Annotated in this window: 20 protein-coding genes; 12 read left to right on the top strand and 8 right to left on the bottom strand. The window is 67.1% G+C overall.

All coding sequences use genetic code 11. The annotated features are described in order from the left end of the window. Nucleotides 1-14: 14 nt before the first annotated feature. Nucleotides 15-818 carry a S26 family signal peptidase gene (locus QRT08_RS13145; protein WP_369684843.1) on the top strand — a complete coding sequence of 268 codons (804 nt, stop codon included), beginning with the start codon at nt 15-17 and terminating at the stop codon, nt 816-818. Nucleotides 819-903: 85 nt separating this feature from the next. Here the strand turns inward: QRT08_RS13145 and QRT08_RS13140 are convergent, their stop codons facing one another. From QRT08_RS13140 to QRT08_RS13130, 3 genes are all read right to left on the bottom strand, one after another. Next, nucleotides 904-1,293: a putative quinol monooxygenase gene (locus QRT08_RS13140; RefSeq protein ID WP_286046420.1), complete on the bottom strand. Its 390-nt coding sequence runs from the start codon at nt 1,291-1,293 to the stop codon at nt 904-906. Nucleotides 1,294-1,297: 4 nt separating this feature from the next. Next, complete coding sequence (locus tag QRT08_RS13135) at nt 1,298-1,465, bottom strand: hypothetical protein (RefSeq protein WP_286046419.1); 168 nt, start codon at nt 1,463-1,465, stop codon at nt 1,298-1,300. Between the two features lie 163 nt (nt 1,466-1,628). Then, nucleotides 1,629-3,119, bottom strand: a complete 1,491-nt coding sequence (locus QRT08_RS13130) for a Cdc6/Cdc18 family protein (RefSeq protein WP_286046418.1) — start codon at nt 3,117-3,119, stop codon at nt 1,629-1,631. Between the two features lie 724 nt (nt 3,120-3,843). On the opposite strand from QRT08_RS13130, the gene QRT08_RS13125 reads away from it, so the two are divergent. The 5 genes from QRT08_RS13125 (at nt 3,844) to QRT08_RS13105 (ending at nt 6,546) form a co-directional block, all read left to right on the top strand. After that, complete coding sequence (locus QRT08_RS13125) at nt 3,844-4,485, top strand: Era-like GTP-binding protein (RefSeq protein ID WP_286046417.1); 642 nt, start codon at nt 3,844-3,846, stop codon at nt 4,483-4,485. A gap of 4 nt (nt 4,486-4,489) precedes the next feature. Next, complete coding sequence (locus QRT08_RS13120) at nt 4,490-4,876, top strand: DUF2073 domain-containing protein (protein WP_286046416.1); 387 nt, start codon at nt 4,490-4,492, stop codon at nt 4,874-4,876. A 2-nt stretch (nt 4,877-4,878) separates the two neighbouring features. Next, the gene (locus tag QRT08_RS13115) at nt 4,879-5,382 is read left to right on the top strand and encodes a Zn-ribbon domain-containing protein (protein WP_286046415.1); all 504 of its coding nucleotides are present in this window, start codon (nt 4,879-4,881) and stop codon (nt 5,380-5,382) included. Between the two features lie 280 nt (nt 5,383-5,662). Then, the gene (locus tag QRT08_RS13110; RefSeq protein WP_286046414.1) at nt 5,663-5,755 is read left to right on the top strand and encodes an adenosine deaminase; all 93 of its coding nucleotides are present in this window, start codon (nt 5,663-5,665) and stop codon (nt 5,753-5,755) included. Then, complete coding sequence (locus tag QRT08_RS13105) at nt 5,755-6,546, top strand: DUF7089 family protein (RefSeq protein WP_286046413.1); 792 nt, start codon at nt 5,755-5,757, stop codon at nt 6,544-6,546. Before QRT08_RS13110 ends, QRT08_RS13105 begins: the two co-directional genes overlap by 1 nt. Nucleotides 6,547-6,659: 113 nt before the next feature. On the opposite strand, the gene QRT08_RS13100 is transcribed toward QRT08_RS13105, so the two are convergent. Then, a complete protein-coding gene (locus QRT08_RS13100) occupies nt 6,660-7,238 on the bottom strand; it encodes a DUF7090 family protein (RefSeq protein ID WP_286046412.1) in 579 nt (192 codons plus the stop codon). 134 nt (nt 7,239-7,372) lie between these two features. Between QRT08_RS13100 and QRT08_RS13095 the strand changes: the two genes are divergently transcribed. From QRT08_RS13095 to QRT08_RS13080, 4 genes are all read left to right on the top strand, one after another. Beyond that, the gene (locus tag QRT08_RS13095) at nt 7,373-7,942 is read left to right on the top strand and encodes a magnesium transporter (protein ID WP_286046411.1); all 570 of its coding nucleotides are present in this window, start codon (nt 7,373-7,375) and stop codon (nt 7,940-7,942) included. A 26-nt stretch (nt 7,943-7,968) separates the two neighbouring features. Beyond that, nucleotides 7,969-8,577: a magnesium transporter gene (locus QRT08_RS13090; protein ID WP_303650344.1), complete on the top strand. Its 609-nt coding sequence runs from the start codon at nt 7,969-7,971 to the stop codon at nt 8,575-8,577. Between the two features lie 56 nt (nt 8,578-8,633). Next, nucleotides 8,634-9,881: a magnesium transporter gene (locus QRT08_RS13085; protein ID WP_286046409.1), complete on the top strand. Its 1,248-nt coding sequence runs from the start codon at nt 8,634-8,636 to the stop codon at nt 9,879-9,881. A 69-nt stretch (nt 9,882-9,950) separates the two neighbouring features. Further along, nucleotides 9,951-10,631, top strand: coding sequence for a class I SAM-dependent methyltransferase (locus tag QRT08_RS13080; protein ID WP_286046408.1), 681 nt, complete (start codon nt 9,951-9,953; stop codon nt 10,629-10,631). A gap of 188 nt (nt 10,632-10,819) precedes the next feature. Here QRT08_RS13080 and QRT08_RS13075 read toward each other — a convergent pair whose 3' ends face one another. From QRT08_RS13075 to QRT08_RS13065, 3 genes are all read right to left on the bottom strand, one after another. Further along, complete coding sequence (locus tag QRT08_RS13075; RefSeq protein ID WP_286046407.1) at nt 10,820-12,370, bottom strand: stage II sporulation protein M; 1,551 nt, start codon at nt 12,368-12,370, stop codon at nt 10,820-10,822. Nucleotides 12,371-12,535: 165 nt separating this feature from the next. Continuing rightward, on the bottom strand, nt 12,536-13,297 hold the full coding sequence (locus tag QRT08_RS13070) for a sulfite exporter TauE/SafE family protein (protein WP_286046406.1): 762 nt from the start codon (nt 13,295-13,297) through the stop codon (nt 12,536-12,538). Between the two features lie 79 nt (nt 13,298-13,376). Next, nucleotides 13,377-13,538 carry a hypothetical protein gene (locus tag QRT08_RS13065; protein WP_286046405.1) on the bottom strand — a complete coding sequence of 54 codons (162 nt, stop codon included), beginning with the start codon at nt 13,536-13,538 and terminating at the stop codon, nt 13,377-13,379. 164 nt (nt 13,539-13,702) lie between these two features. Between QRT08_RS13065 and uvrB the strand changes: the two genes are divergently transcribed. Both uvrB and QRT08_RS13055 read left to right on the top strand, forming a co-directional pair. Next, the gene (uvrB, locus tag QRT08_RS13060; protein ID WP_286046404.1) at nt 13,703-15,763 is read left to right on the top strand and encodes an excinuclease ABC subunit UvrB; all 2,061 of its coding nucleotides are present in this window, start codon (nt 13,703-13,705) and stop codon (nt 15,761-15,763) included. 116 nt (nt 15,764-15,879) lie between these two features. Continuing rightward, nucleotides 15,880-16,695, top strand: coding sequence for a DUF7839 domain-containing protein (locus QRT08_RS13055; RefSeq protein ID WP_286046403.1), 816 nt, complete (start codon nt 15,880-15,882; stop codon nt 16,693-16,695). Here QRT08_RS13055 and QRT08_RS13050 read toward each other — a convergent pair. Then, the gene (locus tag QRT08_RS13050) at nt 16,692-18,425 is read right to left on the bottom strand and encodes an excinuclease ABC subunit C (protein ID WP_286046402.1); all 1,734 of its coding nucleotides are present in this window, start codon (nt 18,423-18,425) and stop codon (nt 16,692-16,694) included. The two genes, QRT08_RS13055 and QRT08_RS13050, sit on opposite strands and share 4 nt — an antisense overlap. Between the last annotated feature and the right edge of the window lie 7 nt (nt 18,426-18,432).

Raw genomic sequence — 18,432 nt, 5'->3', positions numbered from 1 at the left:
CGGTAGGAAGGGTAATGAGTTCACCCGGCGACGGCCGGTCGCCCGCGGACGACGAGTCGGTGCGAGCGGGCGGAGCCGACGAACGTCCCCGGACGGTCCAGGGATGGCTCCGCTGGTTCTGGACGGTCGACCGCGGCGGCGCGATGGTCGTCCGCGAGTTCCTCGTCAGCGTCGGCGCGGTCCTCCTGGTGGGGCTGCTCCTGTTCTCGCTTTCGGGCGTCTGGCCGCCGATGGTCGCCATCGAGAGCGGCAGCATGGAGCCGAACATGCAGCCGAACGACCTCGTGTTCATCACCGACAACGACCGGTTCGTGGAGGACGCCGCCCACGGCGACACCGGCGTCGTGACCTACGAGGCGGGTCGGGAGACGGGCTACCAGAAGTTCGGCGACTACGGCGACGTGATCGTCTTCGAACCCAACGGCAACGACCGGCAGGTCCCGATCATCCACCGGGCGCACTTCTGGGTCGAGGAGGGGGAGAACTGGTACGACCGGGCGGACCCCGACCACGTCGGCAACGCCGACAGCTGTGCGGAACTGCGGAACTGCCCGGCCCCCAACGACGGCTTCATCACCAAGGGCGACAACCAGGTGACGAACCAGCGCTACGATCAGGCCCGCGGGCTGAGCGGCCCCGTCCAGGAGGAGTGGGTGATCGGCACCGCAGAGATCCGCGTGCCGTGGCTGGGGTGGGTCCGGCTTCAACTCGCGGAACTCGCCGCCGGGGGGACGCCGCAGGTGACGCTCGCTCCCGCGGGTGGTCCGATCCCGTGGGACGACGGGACGACGACCGTCGACGCGCCGATGGCAGTCTGACGGCGGCCGCGCCCGGACGGCCCGATCGGGATGTCTGCGATACCCCGCCACGCTCACCGACCGGCGCGGTTCGGTCGATTCGGATTCAGCCGCCCGAGATTCGATCGAAGCCGTCGTGGAGATCGTGGACGGTCACGCGTCCGCGTCCGAGAGTCGAGGCCTTCTCTCGCAGCCGTTCGACGACGTCCTCGCTCGGAGTCCCGTAGACGTCGATCGACTCGAGATCGATGAACGGCCCGACCGTGGGGAACTCGGGCCCCGCGACCTCCATGTGGTGCGCCAGGGTCGCCGGGTCGGAGTGCATGTGGACGACGGTCATCCGACCGCCGTCCTCGCTGAAGTAGACGTCGTACGCCAGGATCTCCGGCTCGTTGGCCTCGACGAACTCAACCAGGTCGCTCATTCCCGCCTCGAGTTCGTCCAGCTTCCCCTCGCGCACCGTCGACCGATCGACGTACACCAGCAGGTCGGACATCTCGTCACCCCCGCCCCCCTTCGCGGGTGAGCGCCGTCGTCCCCTCGGACGAGAGGTGTCCCGGGTCGCCCCGAGTGCGGTCTGCCGTCCCATCCCGAACGGGCTCGAGCGGTGGCACGCGTCCCCGGCGATCGGGCGCGGTCGTTTCGGCCGTCGATACGATCGGCTCCATGGTTCCTCGACCGTGAACGTACGCCGCCCAACCACGTTACTGTTCCGCAAGGGCAGTACAGAAAGCGCGTTCGCTGCCGACGCGGTCGTCGAAGCCTGGTGGGTCGAACGGCTCTCGGCCCTGACGACGACGGTACGGACGCCCGCTCGCGTGATCGCGCTCGTCAGTTGTCGAAGCGCGCCTGCACGAACGGCTGGATCTCCTCGATCTCCGAGAGGCGCGAATCGGCCAGGAGAACGGCCTCGGTCTCCTCCGTCGGGACGGAGAGGCTGATCTCCTTCGTCCTGCCGTAGCGCCCCTTCGAGACGACGATCGCGTTGACGATGCCCAGCATGTCGAGTTCGCTGATCAGGTCGGTCACCCGCCGCTGGGTCAGCACGTCGGCGTCGATCTCCTCGCAGAGGCGCTTGTAGATGTTGTAGACCTCGCCGGTGTTGATGTTGTGGACGCCGTTCTTCTCGAGCAGGATGATCGAGAACAGGACGAGCTTCGACTGCGTGGGGAGCGTGCGGACGACCTCGACCACCCGGTCGAGTTCGATCTTGTCCTGGGCCTTTCGGACGTGGCTCTCGTCGACGCGCTCGGCCTGGCTGCGTTCGGCGAGTTCGCCCGCCGTCCTGAGGAGGTCGAGCGCCCGGCGGGCGTCGCCGTGTTCCTGGGCGGCGAACGCAGCGCAGAGGGGAATCACGTCGTCGGTCAACGCGCGCTCCTCGAAGGCGATGTCCGCGCGGTGCTGGAGGATGTCGCGCAACTGGTTCGCGTCGTAGGGCGGGAAGACGATCTCCTCCTCGCCGAGGCTCGACTTCACTCGTGGGTCGAGGAAGTCGGTGAACTTCAGGTCGTTCGAGATGCCCATGATCGACACCCGCGAGTTGTCGAGCTCGGAGTTCATCCGCGAGAGGTTGTAGAGGGTGTCGTCGCCGCTCTTCTCGACAAGCTTGTCGATCTCGTCGAGCATGATCACGACCACGCGCTCGCGGTAGTCGACCGCGTTGAAGAACTCCTTGTACACCCGGTCGGTCGGCCACCCCGTCATCGGCACCGGCTCCATCCCGTCGAGTTCGTCCTCGAGTTCGTCGATCCGCGAGGCGATCCCGTCGATGCTCTCGAAGGGGGTCGCTTCGAGTGCGGTCGCCCCCTCCTCGATCGCCTCGCGGAGGTCCGCCAGATCCGAGAGGCGGCACTCGACGTACGTCTCGTTCTGCTCGATGAACTTGTTCGCGAGCTGGGCGAGCACCCGGTACTGGGTGTCGGTCACCTCGCAGTTGATGTACTCGACCTCGCAGGGGACGTCGTACTTCTTGGAGGTCTGTTCTAGCTCCTGGCTGACGAACTTCGCGCTCGCGGTCTTTCCGGTTCCCGTCTTCCCGTAGATGAGGATGTTCGAGGGCGTCTCGCCCCGCAGCGCGGCGACGAGGATCGTCGCCATCTTGTTGATCTGGTCCGATCGGTGGGGGAGTTCGTCCGGCGTGTAGGAGGGACGGAGCACCTCCTTGTTCTCGAAGATCGGTTCCCCCGAGAGGAGGTCGTCGAACAGTCCCTGTGAGCCCTCCCCGTCGGCGTCGTCGAGGACCTCCTCGACGTCGACCGCGAACGAACGGTCCCCGGTCTCGGCCGGAGAGCGGTCCTGGGGTGGGGAGTCGTTCCCTGTCATGGATGGGCGAGCACGATCGGCGAACCCCTTCGTTTCAGGTGGAACCCGGGACGCGTATCGTGGAATCGTTACAGAGAGGGTCCGAAACGTCGGTTCTCTCGAAATACGGCTACTCGTCGGCCGTCCGTCGATGCAGGCGAACCCAAGGTAAGGGAGGGTCTTAAAACTGTCTTTCCGCGTCCCCTCCCCGCCGGGAAAGAATACATAGTTATTACGATGTTTTCTCCAACCCCCCCACCCCTTCGTTTCAGGTGGAACGGCTCGCCGGGACACCCCCCCGAAGGACGACTCTAGAAGGGGAACGACTAAGTCATAGTAGAGACAACCATACCCGCACTGCAGTAGCAGCAATTATTGAGAGGGGCTTTGTTATTGTCTAGAGACCTTTCTATAGTGGAATCTTGATGGAGTCCGCTCTGGCGGCGGAACCCTCCCGGCGGTTCGACGGTCTCCAGTCGAAACGAAGGGGTGGGGGTCACGGCGACGGTCCCGAGCGACCCAATCCGGATCGGAACCGGGGCCTCCCGAGGCGACTCGCCGTATCCCGCGCCTCCTATCCCCGTCGATTTCGATTCACCTCGTTCTCGTGGTGTTATCTCGTCGCCGGCGGGCGGCGTCGAAATCCATCTAGCATAAGATATCGTACGGATGTCTGACGCAGGCTTAAGTACCCCTGACCATTGGTCTACGCGCATGGACGCGCCGTCTGGCGCGGGAGGACAGGATGGGACTGTTCACAGATATCAAAGATAGTATCTCACGCGCGGCAGATCGGCTCTTCGCCACCGATACCCAGAAGCGGATCGGTATCTACGGCCCTCCGAACGCCGGCAAGACGACGCTCGCCAACAGGATCGCCCGTGACTGGACCGGTGACGCGATCGGCCCGGAGAGTCACGTACCACACGAGACCCGCCGTGCCCGCCGGAAGGAGAACGTCGAGATCAAGCGCAACGGGCGGAGCGTCTCGATCGACATCGTCGACACGCCCGGCGTCACCACGAAGGTGGATTACAACGAGTTCCTCGAGTACGACATGGAGGAGGAGGACGCGGTCCGTCGATCCCGGGAGGCCACCGAAGGCGTCGCCGAGGCGATGCACTGGCTCCGCGAGGACGTCGACGGCGTCATCTACGTGCTCGATTCGACGGACGATCCCTTCACGCAGGTCAACACGATGCTGGTGGGGATCATCGAGAGCCAGAACCTCCCGGTCCTCATCTTCGCGAACAAGATCGACTTGGACGAGGCGAACGTCAAACGCATCGAGAACGCCTTCCCGCAGCACGAGACGGTCGAGCTATCGGCGCTCGAAGGACAGAACATGGACGAAGTGTACGACAAGATCGCGGAGTACTTCGGGTGATTCGATGCCAGAGATAACCGGTTCGGACGGCAACGGGGTGCAGATCGACCTCATCAGCGGCGAGCGCATGGACGCGCTCACGAGCATGGAGAAGATCCGGATGATCCTCGACGGCGTCCACGAGGGCAACATCGTCATCCTCGAGGAGGGCCTCTCGCCCGAGGAGGAGTCGAAACTGATCGAGGTCACGATGAGCGAGATCAACCCCGACGGGTTCAACGGCATCGAGATCGAGACCTACCCCCAGTCCCAGACCAGCAACGGCGGCTTCCTGGGTCGGCTGATGGGCAAGGGCTCGACCAAGAAGCTCACCGTCATCGGACCGGCCAACCAGATCGAGACCCTCCACAAGGACGAGACGCTCATCAGCGCGCTCGTCTCCCGACGATAACCGTGCCCCACCAGTGTACCGAGTGCGGCCACACCTTCGCGGACGGCTCGAAGGAGATGCTCTCGGGCTGTCCGGAGTGTGGCGGCAACAAGTTCCAGTTCCTCCCCGAGGGCGCCGACCGCTCCCCGGCCCGGTCGCCGCCCGAGCCGGCCGAGCCGGCGGCCGAACCCGAAGAGCTCCACGAACCCGACGAACCGACCGTCGGGGCCGACCGCGAGGACAGCGCGCAGGCCGACGCCCGCTCCTCGATGGTCGACGCCGACGAACTGTCGGAGGCGGCGAGCGAACCCGCATCCGAACCCGCCCCCGACGAACCGACCGACCTCGCCCAACTGCGCGAGGAGTTGAACGACCAGTTCGAGAGTATCCGGATCGTGGATCACGGCCAGTACGAACTCAACCTGATGGAGCTCTACAAGCGCGAGGAGTTCATTATCGCCCTCCAGGAGAACGGCCGGTACGTCATCGAGGTGCCCGAGTCGTTCCGGCGCGGCCCCGAGAACTGATAGGGATCATCGTAGCCAATCGAAAACTCCTGTGGCCAATCGTCCGACCCAGTCCCATGGTTCCGAGTGAGAAAATCCATGAACTTCTACGATGATCCCTATCAGCACGCCGAGTCCCGATCGAGCGACGACCCCTTCGTTTCGCCTGCAACACGTCTAGAATCACTGACGAACGTCGAAACCGGGGGTTCGTTCCACTCGAAGGAGGGGTGTACTCGCCTCGGAGTTCGGGAGAATCGGATGCTCACCCTTTATACGCGAGGGTGACGACCCACTCGGTATGAGCCAAGCTACGAAGATCGTCGTGGGAACGGTCGCCGTCTCGGCGGCGGTATCGTTCGTGCTGGTCGCGTACTACACGCTCCTCGTCTGATGTTCGAGGAGCGTGCGCTCTCGCCCCCGCTTTCGCGCGTGCGCGAGGAACGCGCCCCGGGGACGCTCGTCCTCGACTGCGAGGGCGACTTCGAGACCCTCCCTCCGGAGGCGCTCGACGAACTGGCGCTTCTGGTCGAGGACGTCACGCCGACGAGCCACCCCGACGAGTGGGTCCCAGAGGACGCCCCCGCGATCCTCCGGCGGTACGCCGGATCGGACCTCGTCGTCGGGCTACCCGGGGCCGGGAGCGTCGCGTGGACGGCCCAGACGGCGCCGCCGCTCTGTCTCGTCAAAGCACGGGTCGAGGGCGTCCCCGAGGGGTTCGTCGAGTTCCTGATCGCGGAGGCGCTCGTCGAGATCGGTCTCGACCTCCCTGAGGGCTTCCTGGACTTCTTCGGCGAGGAGTATCCCGCCCTCGCGCGGGCGACCTCGCTCGGTCCGAACGCCACCTACCAGGTCGCCACGGCCCTCTACGCGGGGTGGCGCGGGCTCCACACCCGCGAGGTCTTCGCGGGATGGGGCGAGGGGGAACCCGCCCTGTACGACGCGTGGGTCGACGCCGGGGAGCGCCTCGAAGGTCGGGTCGGGGAGCTACCGACGCTCGTCGCGACGAACGAACTCGACTTCGCCGAGGCGACCGAACTCGCCTGTGGCGCGATCAAACACGGACTCGACCTCCCCGCCCCGTTCGACGCGCTCGACACGAGGGCCTACCGCGACCACGGCCCGGCGTTCGCGGTGCGGTGGGCCGAGAAGACGTTCGAGGCGATCCGGGACGAGGAGGTCTGAGACTGGCTGTACGTACCCGCCGGGAACGAGTGGCCGAGACGCCGCCGGGAGCGGTCGGAGCAGCAGAGTCCCACGTAACGAGTTACAGCCGACAGTACGAGCGAGTCGAGCGGTCAGAACTCACAGCGGATGCTGCCGTCGACCTCGAGGTCGATCGTCCCGTCGAACAGGTCGACGTACTTCCGGGTGGTCTCCTCGTCGTGGACCTCCTTCGAGAGGTGAAAGAGGCCGACGGCGTCGTACTCCGCGAGCAGGTCGATGAGTTCGCCCATCGCCTCGTAGACCGCGTTCTCGTCGGCGTAGTAGGCGAGTTCGGTGACCGAGTCGACTGTGATGCGGAGCTTTCCGTCGTGTGATTCGAGGAAGTTCCGCGCCTGAGAGACGATCCCCGCCAAGTCGTGAGGTGCGGAGACGTAGTGGACGTTCTCGCCGCTTCGCCGGGAGTAGCCCCGCTCGACCGAGAGGGTGTCGAGGATCACCGCACGCGACTCGTCGACGTCGTAGTAGTCGAGTTTCTGGGTGACCTCGCGGGCAGTCGTCCGGGTCGAGATGACGAGGAAGTGGTCGGTGTCGGTCGCGAGGAAGTCGGTGTCGATCCGGTCGGTCTCGCCGGTGCTCGGGTGCAACAGGAGGACGCCGGTTCCGCCCGGTACCGTCTCGGGTGCCCCGTCGATCGCCAGCGCGTAGTCCATACCGATGGGTGCCGACGAACCGACTTAAGCGTACGTGGATCGCAAGGCCCTCGGCGCGTTCGACGCGTCGAGTACGCTCACCCTCTCCGTCGTACGCCTTTTCTACCGGCGACGAGTCGTACCGAACGAACACGATGTCCCACGACACGGCACTGGAGGTCTATCGCGGCGCGCTTCCGGTCGTTCTGGTCAGCCTCGTCGCCGGGCTGTTCGCGGGAACGATCCTCGGGAGCGAGACGATGCGCGCGGGGATCGAGAGCGTTCCCGGGCTGCTCCTGTTGCTCCCGGCGTTTCTGGCGACACGCGGCGGCGTCTACGGCTCGCTGGGCGCGCGCCTCTCGAGCGGCCTCCACCAGGGCGTGATCGAACCCCGCTTCGAGTACGACGAACGCCTCGCGAACGCGGTCGTCGCCTCGTTCGTCAACGGGATGGCCGTCTCGGCGTTCATCGCCTGCGTGGCCTTCCTCGTCCTCGCGTTCTCGGGAGGCGGGGGCAGCCTCCTGCAACTGCTCGGGATCATGCTCGTCGCGGGCTTTTTGAGCGCGCTGCTCATGCTCTCGGTGCTCGTGAGCGTCGTCCTCGTCGGCTACCGGCGGGGGTACGACCCCGACAACGTCGTCGGCCCGCTCGTGACGACGCTGGGCGACGTCTTCGGCGTGTTCTTCCTGCTGGTCGGCGTGGTGGTCGTCGGGTGGTTCGTGTGAGCCTCACCGGCGACGACCTCTCGGGGATGAGCGACCGGCTCGACGGGTTCTACGAGGACCTGCTCGGGGAGGACGACGACCCTCTCGAGGAGTGGTCGGCCCGGACGATCGTGACGACGATGCTCCCGCTGCTCGCGGCGCTGTCGGTCCTCCAGATGGTCTCGGGGTCGGTCCTCCAGACCTTCGAGGAGACGCTGCTCGCGTATCCGTCGCTTCTCGTCCTCGTCCCCGTCCAGATCGGCACCGCGGGCAACCTCGCCTCGATCATGTGCGCGCGCCTGTCGACCCAGCTCCACCTCGGAACGTTCGAACTCGACCCCTCGAACCCCGACGTCCGTGCGAACACGCTCGCGATCCTCGGACTCGCGGCCACCGTCTTCCTCGCGGTCGGGATCGCCGCGTGGGCGATCGGGCGGGTGCTCGACGGCAGTCTGGGATTCCTCGAAGTCCTCACGATCTCGATGGTCAGCGGGATGGCGCTCGCGGTCCTCGTGGTCGTCCTCAGCGTGCTCTCGGTGTGGGGGTCGTTCCGGCTGGGCTACAACCCCGACGACACCACCATCCCGATCGTCACCAACGTCTGTGACATCGTCGGCGTGTTGATCCTCTTCGCCGTGGCGAGCGTCGTGATCTGATCGACGCTTCCGCTCCGAACAGCACCGTTTTAGTGGGTGCGAGACCGCCTCGGCGTATGTCCCTCTCCCCGCCGGACGTCCAGCAGTCGATCGCCACGTCCGCGACGCCCGCGGCGCGGTTCCTGGACCTCCCGGGCGCCCAGCAGCGCCGGCTGTTCTTCACGCTCCCCGAGACGGTCCAACAGTCGGTCGTCGACGACATGAGCCGCGACCAGCTCCAGCGGTTCGTCCGCAGGCTCGACCCCGACGAGGCGACGGACGTCCTCGGACTGGTCGACGAGGAGACCCGGGGGGCGGTCCTCCGGCGCCTCGACGAGAACCGCCGCGAGAAGGTCGAGTTCCTCCTCGAGTTCAGCCCCGAGAGCGCCGCCGGGATGATGCACCTCGACTACGTCGTCGTCGGCCACGACAGCGGTTTCGAGGCGGTCGCCCGGCGCGTCCGGCGCTACGAGGACCGGACCGGGCGCTTCCCGACGGTGTTCGTCGTCGGCGACGACGGGCTCCTGGGCGAACTCCCGGGGCACACGCTGGCGCTGATCGACCACGACTCGGCGTACGTGACCGAGTACCTCCGTCCCATCCCCACCATCAGGTACGACAGGCCCGACGAGGACGTCCTCGACGTGTTCCGCTCGAACCCCGGAAGCAAGGTCGCCGTCCTCGACGAGGACGACGACGTACTGGGAGTCATCTACGCCGACGACATCCTCCGGGCCATCGAGGAGGAAGCCGGCGAGACCTTGTATGAGTTCACCGGCGTCGCCGAGGAGGAGAGCGTCCTCGACGGGCCGCTCGCGAAGATCCGCAGCCGCTACAAGTGGCTCATCCTGAACCTCGGGACGGCGTTCCTGGCCGCCGCGGTCGTCGGCCTGTTCGAGGACGTCATCGCGGCGTTCACGCTGCTCGCGGTGTACATGCCCGTCGTCGCCGGGATGGGCGGGAACGCGGGCACCCAGTCGATGGCGGTGACGGTCCGCGGTATCGCGCTCGAACAGGTCTCGCTGCCGACCGGCGGGCGCGTCGTTCTCAACGAGGTGATCGCCGGCGGTGCCAACGGCCTCATCACGGGCGTCCTCGTGGCGGTCATCGCCTCGGTGTTCAACCAGAGCCCGCTTCTGGGGCTGGTGATCGGCGTCTCGATGGTGCTGAACCTGATCATCGCCGGCTTCTTCGGGGCCGTCATCCCGCTCGGGCTGGACCGCCTCGATCTGGACCCGGCCACCTCGGCCACCATCTTCATCACGACCGCGACGGACGTCCTCGGCTTCTTCGTCTTCCTCGGACTGGCAACGCTCGTCGTCTGATTCGCGCCGCTTCCCGTTCGCGTTTTCGCGTTCCGAACCGGTTTTGTCGCCGCCGGTCGACCACCCCGTATGAGCGTCCGCGAGGAGTTCGACGAGTGGGCCGCCGAGGGGCGGGACCGGGGCATGGAGGAGCGCCACTGGCACACCGCGAAACACGCGCTGGTGCGCATGCCCGTCGAGGAGGGCGAGACGGTCTTCGACCTCGGGACCGGCAGCGGCTACGCGCTCCGGGCGCTTCGCGAGGCCACGGGCGCGGGCCGGGGCTACGGGCTCGACGGCTCGCCCGAGATGGCGCGAAACGCCCGCTCGTACACCGACGATTCCTCTATCTCCTTCCTGATCGGCGACTTCGACTCCCTCCCGCTCGCGGCCGACTCGGTGGACCACGCCTTCTCGATGGAGGCGTTCTACTACGCGAGCGATCCCATCCAGACCCTCTCGGAACTCGCCCGGATCCTCCGGCCCGGCGGCACGTTCTTCTGTGCCGTGAACTACTACGAGGAGAACGTCCACTCCCACGACTGGCAGGAGGACATCGCCGTCGAGATGACCCGCTGGTCGCGCGCGGAGTACCGCGAGGCGTTCCGGGAGGCGGGCTTTCACGTCGCCGAGCAGGACGCCATCCCCGACCGCGAGATCGAGATCCCGGACGAGTGCGAGTTCCCGACCGACGGCTGGGAGGCCAGGGACGAAATGGTCGAGCGCTACCGGACCTACGGGACCCTGCTGACGGTCGGCGTCGTCCCGTAGCTCCACCCGAAACGCACCCTCGTTTATCCGAGAATTCCACCCTCCGATTTTCCCGAATATCGGCCGCAAAGACGGATTACAACCGCGACGACCGGACCCTGGCCGTCAGCGAACCGATTTTTCCAGACGAATACCTCACACGATAATCAGGGTGTGAGGCGTTCACAACCCCTCCGTTTCGGCTGGAATCACAGGAGCCAGCCGGCGATCCGGGGGGTGAGGAAGGCCTCGACGAACGCGGCGACCACGAAGACCGCGGCCAGTCCCACGAGGACCCAGAACGCCGAGCGGATCTCCGCCGCGAGCGTCGCGTCGTCGAGCGTCCCCCGGAAACGCCGCCAGCCCGCGCGTCCGAGGTGGAGGCCGAGCGCGCCCGAGACCGCGAGTGCGGGGACCTCGAGCAGCGCGTGCGGGACGACGAGCGCCGCGACGACGCGCAGGTCGGCGCTGATCCCGGCGACGATTCCGACGATCGCGCCGTTGAACAGCAGGTTCACGACCGTCGGGGCGCCGAGCACGAGGCCGGCGAACGTCTGGCCGACCGCAACCAGCCAGTTGTTCGCGGCGATCATGGCGAAGGTGCCGACCGGGAACACGCCGAAGACCGCCGTCGGGTCCTCGATATCGCCCATCTCGACGGCGAACTCGCCGACCGCGAGATACCCCCCGAGGGTGCCCAGACCGAACACTAGGAGGCTCGCCCCCGTCAGCGCGAGTCCCGCCTTCGAGAACGTGAAGGAGCGAAGCGCTCCCGTACCCGCCGCCCACCCGTCCCCGAGACGTGTCCGCACCCCCCGACCCTCGCCCGAGAGCAACGGACGGGTCTCGATTCGCCCGTCCTCGGCGTAGATCCCCGTCTTCAGGAGGTGGAGAAACGGCGTGACGAACAGCAGCGTGAGGAGGCCGGCGACCTGCGAGACGCCGAGGACGGCCAGCAGCGCCGCCGCTCCGCCGACCGCGGTCGAGAGGCCGAGCGCGACGACGAGGTAGACGACGAACGCGGCGGGTCGCCGCCGGACGAACCCCACGCTCCGTTTGAACCCGTCGAGGGCGCCCACGCGGTCGACGACGACCGCCTGCGGCGCGAAGACGAAGGCGGCGGCGATGGCGAGAAGCGAGAGCAGCCATACCGGGGCCAGCAGCGCCGCCCCGACCGCGACCACGAGACCGACCCCCGGATCGGCGGCGTAGACCGCGCTCGCGACGAACACCACGAGGCCGTAGACCAGACTCACGAGGAGGTAGAGGCCGTACTCCAGCAGCGCGAGGCCGACGAACGGCTTCGCATCCCCGATCGCGCCCGAAACGCCCGCCTCGACCGGCGGGCGATCCCGGAGGGCGGCGTAGACGGTGTGGATCTGCCCCGCGTGGAACGCGGCGCCGACGAGGAGCCAGACGACGAGCCCCAAGAGGATCGAGACGCCCAGGATCGCCACGACGCCCGGCGAGACGAGGCCCGCGAGCGCCTCGTCCAACTGTTCGGTCGGGAGGGCATCGGGATCGACCGGTTGGGGACCCGGTTCACCGAGGGCGTCGAGGTCGGTCGCCACGAGCGCCTCCTCGAGGGGGGCGAGTCGCCCCTGGACGAGCAGGAGGAGGTAGGCGAGAAAGAGTCCGAGCAGGGGGATCGTCCGCGCGACGGTGCCCGCGCCGTAGCCGACGAAGTACGCCGGGAGGACCGCCGCGGGCTTTTCGACCAGCGTCGAGAGGGCGCCGTCGAGCGCGTCGGTGACCTTCATCGAGGGGTCGTGCGGCTGTCAGTCGCATAGTCATTACGACTCGTTCGGTCCCGCTCATAGGGTCGTTCGTAACCGTTTTCAGCCGGCCTCAGCGGAGACGGGTTTCTGCAGGGCGAAACGGACGACGGAGCATCTCTGCCGGGAGAGAAGTACGAACGAACCCTATCAGATCACGAGCGACGCGGCGAGGCCCAGCAGGACGACCCCGAGCGCGAGTTTCAGCCGGTCGGCCGCGATCCGATGGGCGAGCCACCACCCCAGCGTGACGCCCCCCAGATAGGCGGCCGTGATCAGGAAGACCAGCGGCGCGACGACCGCGTCCAGCAGCAGGTAGTTCGCGGTCGTGAACAGCGCGGTACAGAGGACGACGACCTGCGTGACCGCGATGGTCGCGAGCATCGGGACGCCGACGAGCACGAGCGCCGGCGCCGACAGCGCCGCCCCGCCGATTCCCAGGAGTCCTCCAAAAACGCCGATCACGAGGCCGATCGCGACGAACGCGAGGAGATCCCGGCCCTCGCGCCCGATCTCGATACGGGGTTCGAGGTCGCGGTACTCCCGATAGAGGACGTTGAGTCCGACCGCAGCGAGCATCGCGGCCAGAATCAGTCCGTAGAGCCTCCGCGAGAGGTACGCGTTGGCCTGCACCCCCAGCCACGTGCCGACGGCGGCCGCGGCGCCCACGACGCCCGCGACCCGCCAGTCGATCTCGCCCGAGCGCGCGTAGACGGCGCTACCGAGCATCGCGCCGACGACGAACGTCGAGCTGGAGGTGCCCGCAATCTCAGCGCTCGAAAGCGGCGTCAGGAGGTACAGGCCGGTGACGATGAGGATCCCGCCGGGACCGATCGTCGAGACGATGATCCCGCCGAGAAACGAGAGGACGGCGAGGGCGAGGAGGACTCCGGTACCGAGCGCGAATGCCATTCAGGGACACGCCTATTCGCGTGGCCCCGTTGAGGATTCGGCTTGCAGGCGAATCCGGAAACCGATCCACTGAACCGATTCAGAACTCGACTGTGCCGATCCAGCGGTCCTCGCCGTGGGCCGGGCAGAACGGCTCGTGATTGCGCTTGCAGTTCTCGTCCATACACCACCCGCACTCACACCACTCCTGAAATGTGTAGTCCGGGAAGCGATGTCGGCAGAGCGTGCATCTCGTTCCCATATACTGTGTTACATCATAGCATAGCTTAACCCCGTCGTGAGTCCCGTAGTTGAGGTGTTTTACCCCTGAGGCGACCGGTGCCGGTCGTAATCGAGTTCAGAGGGACGGTTCACTTTCACCCTGCAGGCGAGCGGATCAAGTGGCTCCGGACCCTTGCACACTCAATGAGCAACACCAGTTCGGGCCCGCTCCAGCCCGACAGGCCGGAGGCCGAGAAGCCCTTCCGCGTCGAGGCCCCCTTCGAGCCAGCGGGCGACCAGCCCGAGGCGATCGAACAACTGGTCTCGGGCTACGAGTCGGGAATGGACCGCCAGACTCTCCTGGGTGTGACGGGCTCGGGAAAGACCAACACGGTGAGCTGGACCGTCGAAGGGATCCAGACCCCCACTTTAGTTATCGCCCACAACAAGACGCTCGCCGCCCAACTGTACGAGGAGTTCAGAAATCTCTTCCCGGATAACGCCGTCGAGTACTTCGTCTCGTACTACGACTACTACCAGCCCGAGGCCTACGTCGAGGCCTCCGATACCTACATCGACAAGGACGCCTCGATCAACGACGAGATAGATCGGTTGAGACACAGCGCCACCCGGTCGCTTCTGACCCGCGACGACGTGATCGTCGTCGCCTCCGTATCGGCCATCTACGGCCTTGGCGATCCGCGCAACTACGTCGACATGAGCCTCCGGCTCGAGGAGGGCGAGCGGATCGACCGCGACGAGTTGTTGAAGGGTCTGGTCGACCTGAACTACGAGCGAAACGACGTGGACTTCACGCAGGGGACCTTCCGCGTTCGCGGCGACACCGTCGAGGTCTTCCCGATGTACGGCCGCTACGCCGTCCGCGTGGAGTTCTGGGGCGACGAGATAGATAGGTTGAGCAAACTGGATCCCCTCGAAGGCGAACTCAAGAGCGAGGAACCCGCCGTCCTCGTTCACCCCGCCGAACACTACTCGATCCCCGAACAGCGCATGGAAGAGGCCATCTCGGAGATCGAGGACGATCTGGAGAAGCGGATCCGCTACTTCGAGCGAAACGGCGACATGCTCGCGGCCCAGCGCATCGAGGAGCGCACCACCTTCGACATCGAGATGATGCGCGAGACGGGCTACTGCTCGGGCATCGAGAACTACTCCGTCTACCTCTCGGATCGCGACCCCGGCGACGCCCCCTACACCCTGCTGGACTACTTCCCCGAGGACTTTTTGACCGTCATCGACGAGTCCCACCAGACCCTTCCTCAAATAAAGGGCCAGTACGCCGGCGACAAGTCGCGCAAGGACTCGCTGGTCGAGAACGGCTTTCGACTCCCCACCGCGTACGACAACCGCCCGCTGACGTTCGAGGAGTTCGAGGAACGGGTCGGAAAGCGCCTGTACGTCTCGGCCACGCCCGGCGAGTACGAACGCGAGGTGAGCGACCAGGTCGTCGAACAGATCGTCAGACCCACGCACCTCGTCGACCCCGCGGTCTCGGTCCAGTCGGCCGACGAGCAGATCGACGACCTGATGGCCCGGATCCGGGGGAGAACAGAGCGCGACGAGCGCGTGCTCGTCACGACGCTCACCAAGCGGATGGCCGAGGACCTCACCGAGTACCTCGAGAACGCGGGCGTCGCGGTGGAGTACATGCACGACGAGACCGACACCTTGGAGCGCCACGAACTCATCCGCGGCCTTCGACTCGGCGAGTTCGACGTTCTTGTAGGTATTAACCTCCTCCGGGAGGGATTGGACATCCCCGAGGTCTCCTTGGTAGCGATCCTCGACGCCGACCAGCAGGGGTTCCTCCGCTCGCGGACCACCCTGATCCAGACGATGGGGCGGGCCGCGAGAAACGCCGAGGGCGAGGTCGTCCTCTACGCCGACGAGACGACCGACGCGATGGCCGAGGCCATCGACGAGACCCAACGGCGCCGGGCGATCCAGCGCGAGTACAACGAGGAACACGGCTACACGCCGACGACCATCGAGAAGGAGGTCGGCGAGACCAACCTGCCGGGCAGTAAGACCGACACTTCGGGTGTGACCGGCGACGCGCCCGAGGACGCCGAGGCCGCACAGGCCCGGATCCAGGCCCTCGAGGAGCGGATGAACGAGGCCGCGAGCAACCTCGAGTTCGAACTCGCCGCCGACATCCGCGACCGGATCCGCGACCTGCGCGAGGAGTTCGACGCGCTCTCCGACGAGGAGGGCGTCGTCCCCGAACCCGACGCCGAGTTCTGAGGTCGCCCGGCAGCGAGCGCCCACCCGATCGCGCAGTCCAAGCCGACTGGACCGGACCCCGTCGTCGGACGACCGTAGCACAAAGCTACTTGTCCGGCGCGTCCGGAGGGGAGCCAATGGCGGACGACGCCGACGAGGGGAGCGCTTCGAGCGTCCTGCGGAGCAAGCGCGACGCCACGCGCTATCAGATCCTCGTCCAGATCGCCGAACGCCAGCCTGCAGTCAGCCAACAGGAGATCGCGGACGCCATCGGCGTCACCGCCCAGGCGGTCAGCGACTACCTGGGGGGACTGGTCGAGGAGGGGTTCGTCGAGAAGGGCGGGCGCGGACGGTACGAAGTGAGCAAGGAGGGCGTCGACTGGCTGATCTCCCGGACCGACGAACTCCGGGCGTTTACGGCCCACGTCGCGGAGGACGTCATCGGCCAGGTCGAGGTCGAGACGGCGATCGCGACCGACGCGATCGAGGAGGGCGAACCGGTCACGCTGTCGATGGCGGGGGGCGTCCTCCGGGCGACGCCCGGCGAGGACGGGGGTGCGACGGCCGTCGCGGTCACGAGCGCAACCGAGGGACGGGACGTCGGGATCACCGACTTCCAGGGGGTTCTCGACTACGAGTTGGGCGAGGTCACGATCGTCTCGCTCCCGACGGTGGTCGACGGCGGGAGCGCGGCCGCCGACCCCGGGGTGATCGCCGACTACGCCACGGGGCACGACCTGGTGGCGGTCGCGGGCGCCGAGGCGGTCGCGGCGGCCCGAGTAGCCGAGATCGATCCCGAGATCCGGTTCGGCACCCCTGAAGCAGTGCGAGAAGCGGCGACGAAGGGACTGGACGTCCTCCTGTTGGCCGCCGCCGACCGACTGGCGGCCCACACCGAGACGCTGCGCGAGGGGACCGTCGGCTACGAGATGGTCGAGGCCGCCGACCGTTAGAGCCGCTCGGATATCGTTCGCGCCGTCTTTTCCCCCACGCCCTCGACGCTCCGGAGGTCCGCCGGGGAGGCCTTCCTGATCCCCTCGACGCTGCCGAACCTCCTCAGTAGCGCCGTCCGCGTCTTCGGGCCGACTCCCGGCACGTCGTCGAGGACGGTCGAGACGTCGTCCCGGAGCGTCTGGTGGTACTGGACCGCGAAGCGGTGGGCCTCGTCGCGCACCCGCTGGAGGAGGTGGAGATGGGTGGCGTCCGAGGGCCAGTCGAGCGGGCCGTCGGGCGTTACGACGAGTTCCTCGGCCTTCGCGAGGCCGATCGCGGGGACGTCCCAGCCGACCTCGCGAAGCGCCTCGCGTGCGGCGTCGAGTTGTCCCTCCCCGCCGTCAACGAGTAAGAGATCGGGGTCGGGGCGGTCGTCGCGGCCCTCGACCGCCCGCAGCGCGCGCCAGCGCACGAGCGCGCGCATGTTGGCGTAGTCGTCGTTTCGCTCGTCGAGTTTCTTCCGGCGGTACCCCGACGTGTCGGCCTCGCCGCCGACGAACAGCACGTTGCTCCCGACCACCGACCTGCCCTGCGCGTGGCTCACGTCGAACCCCTCGATGCGTTCCGGACGATCCATCGAGAGCGCCTCGGCCAGCGCGCTCACGGGGTCGTCGCTGTAGTCGCTTCGGCGGGCGTTCTTGATCGCCAGGTCCACGAGGGTGGCCTCGCGGCCCGCGCCGGGCACCCGGAGGTCGACGCCCTCGCCCTCGAGCCACTCGCGGAGTTCGTCGTCCGCGGGGTCCTCGGGGACCAACAGGGCGTCGGGCAACTCGCGCTCGGCGTAGTACTGCGCGACGAAGGCGGCGAGAACGCCCGCGTGGCCGTCGCTCGCGTCGGGGATCGAGAGGTGGTGGCGCTCGCGGTCGACCAGTTGGCCGCCCTCCGCGTGGAGGCGGGCGACGACAGCGCGCTCGCCCTCGGTCGCCACCCCGAGGACGTCGACGCGGCGCGCGTCGTTCGCGTCGTGGACGGCCTCGCCCCGCCCTTCGTGAAAGCCCTCGACCGCCTCCAGCCGATCCCGAAGGCTCGCCGCGCGCTCGAAGGACTGCTCCTGGGCGGCCCGCTCCATGCGCCGCCTGAGGGGATCGGCCAGCACGCCGGTCTCGCCCGCGAAGAAGCGCTTGACGGACTCGACGTCCTCGATATACGCCTCGCGCCCGATCTCGCCGGTACAGGGCGCGGTACACAGCCCGATGTCGTGATCGAGACAGGGCCGCGCTCTGCCCGAGAACTTGTGGTCCGAACAGCCCCGCACGCCGTAGACCTCCCGAAGCGCCTTCACCACCACTTCGACGACCCCCTTGTCCGTGAAGGGGCCGAAGGCGGTGGCGGCCGGATCCGGGTCGCGCGTGATCTCGATCCGGGGGAACTCGTGGTTCGTGAGCTGTACCAGCGGGTAGGACTTGTCGTCCTTCAGCCGGACGTTGTAGCGGGGCTGGTGGCGCTTGATCAGGTTCGCCTCCAGAAGTAGGGCCTGCGTCTCGGTGTCCGTCACCGCGAAGTCGATCGCCTCGGCACCCCGTACCATCCGGCGGATGCGCTCGCCTCTGGGGTCGGCGTACGAGCGTACCCGGTCGCGCAGGTCGACGGCCTTCCCGACGTACAGCGTCGTCCCGTCCGCGAGGAACTGGTAGACCCCCGGCTCGTGCGGCAGCGTCGCTGCGCGCTCCCTGAGTTCGGCCCCGTCCATTCACCCG

Origin of the sequence: Halalkalicoccus sp. NIPERK01 (genome assembly GCF_030287405.1) — an archaeon.
Classification (GTDB): domain Archaea; phylum Halobacteriota; class Halobacteria; order Halobacteriales; family Halalkalicoccaceae; genus Halalkalicoccus.
Note: the sequence above shows the minus strand (reverse complement) of the source record. Positions and strands in the feature narration are given on the sequence as shown.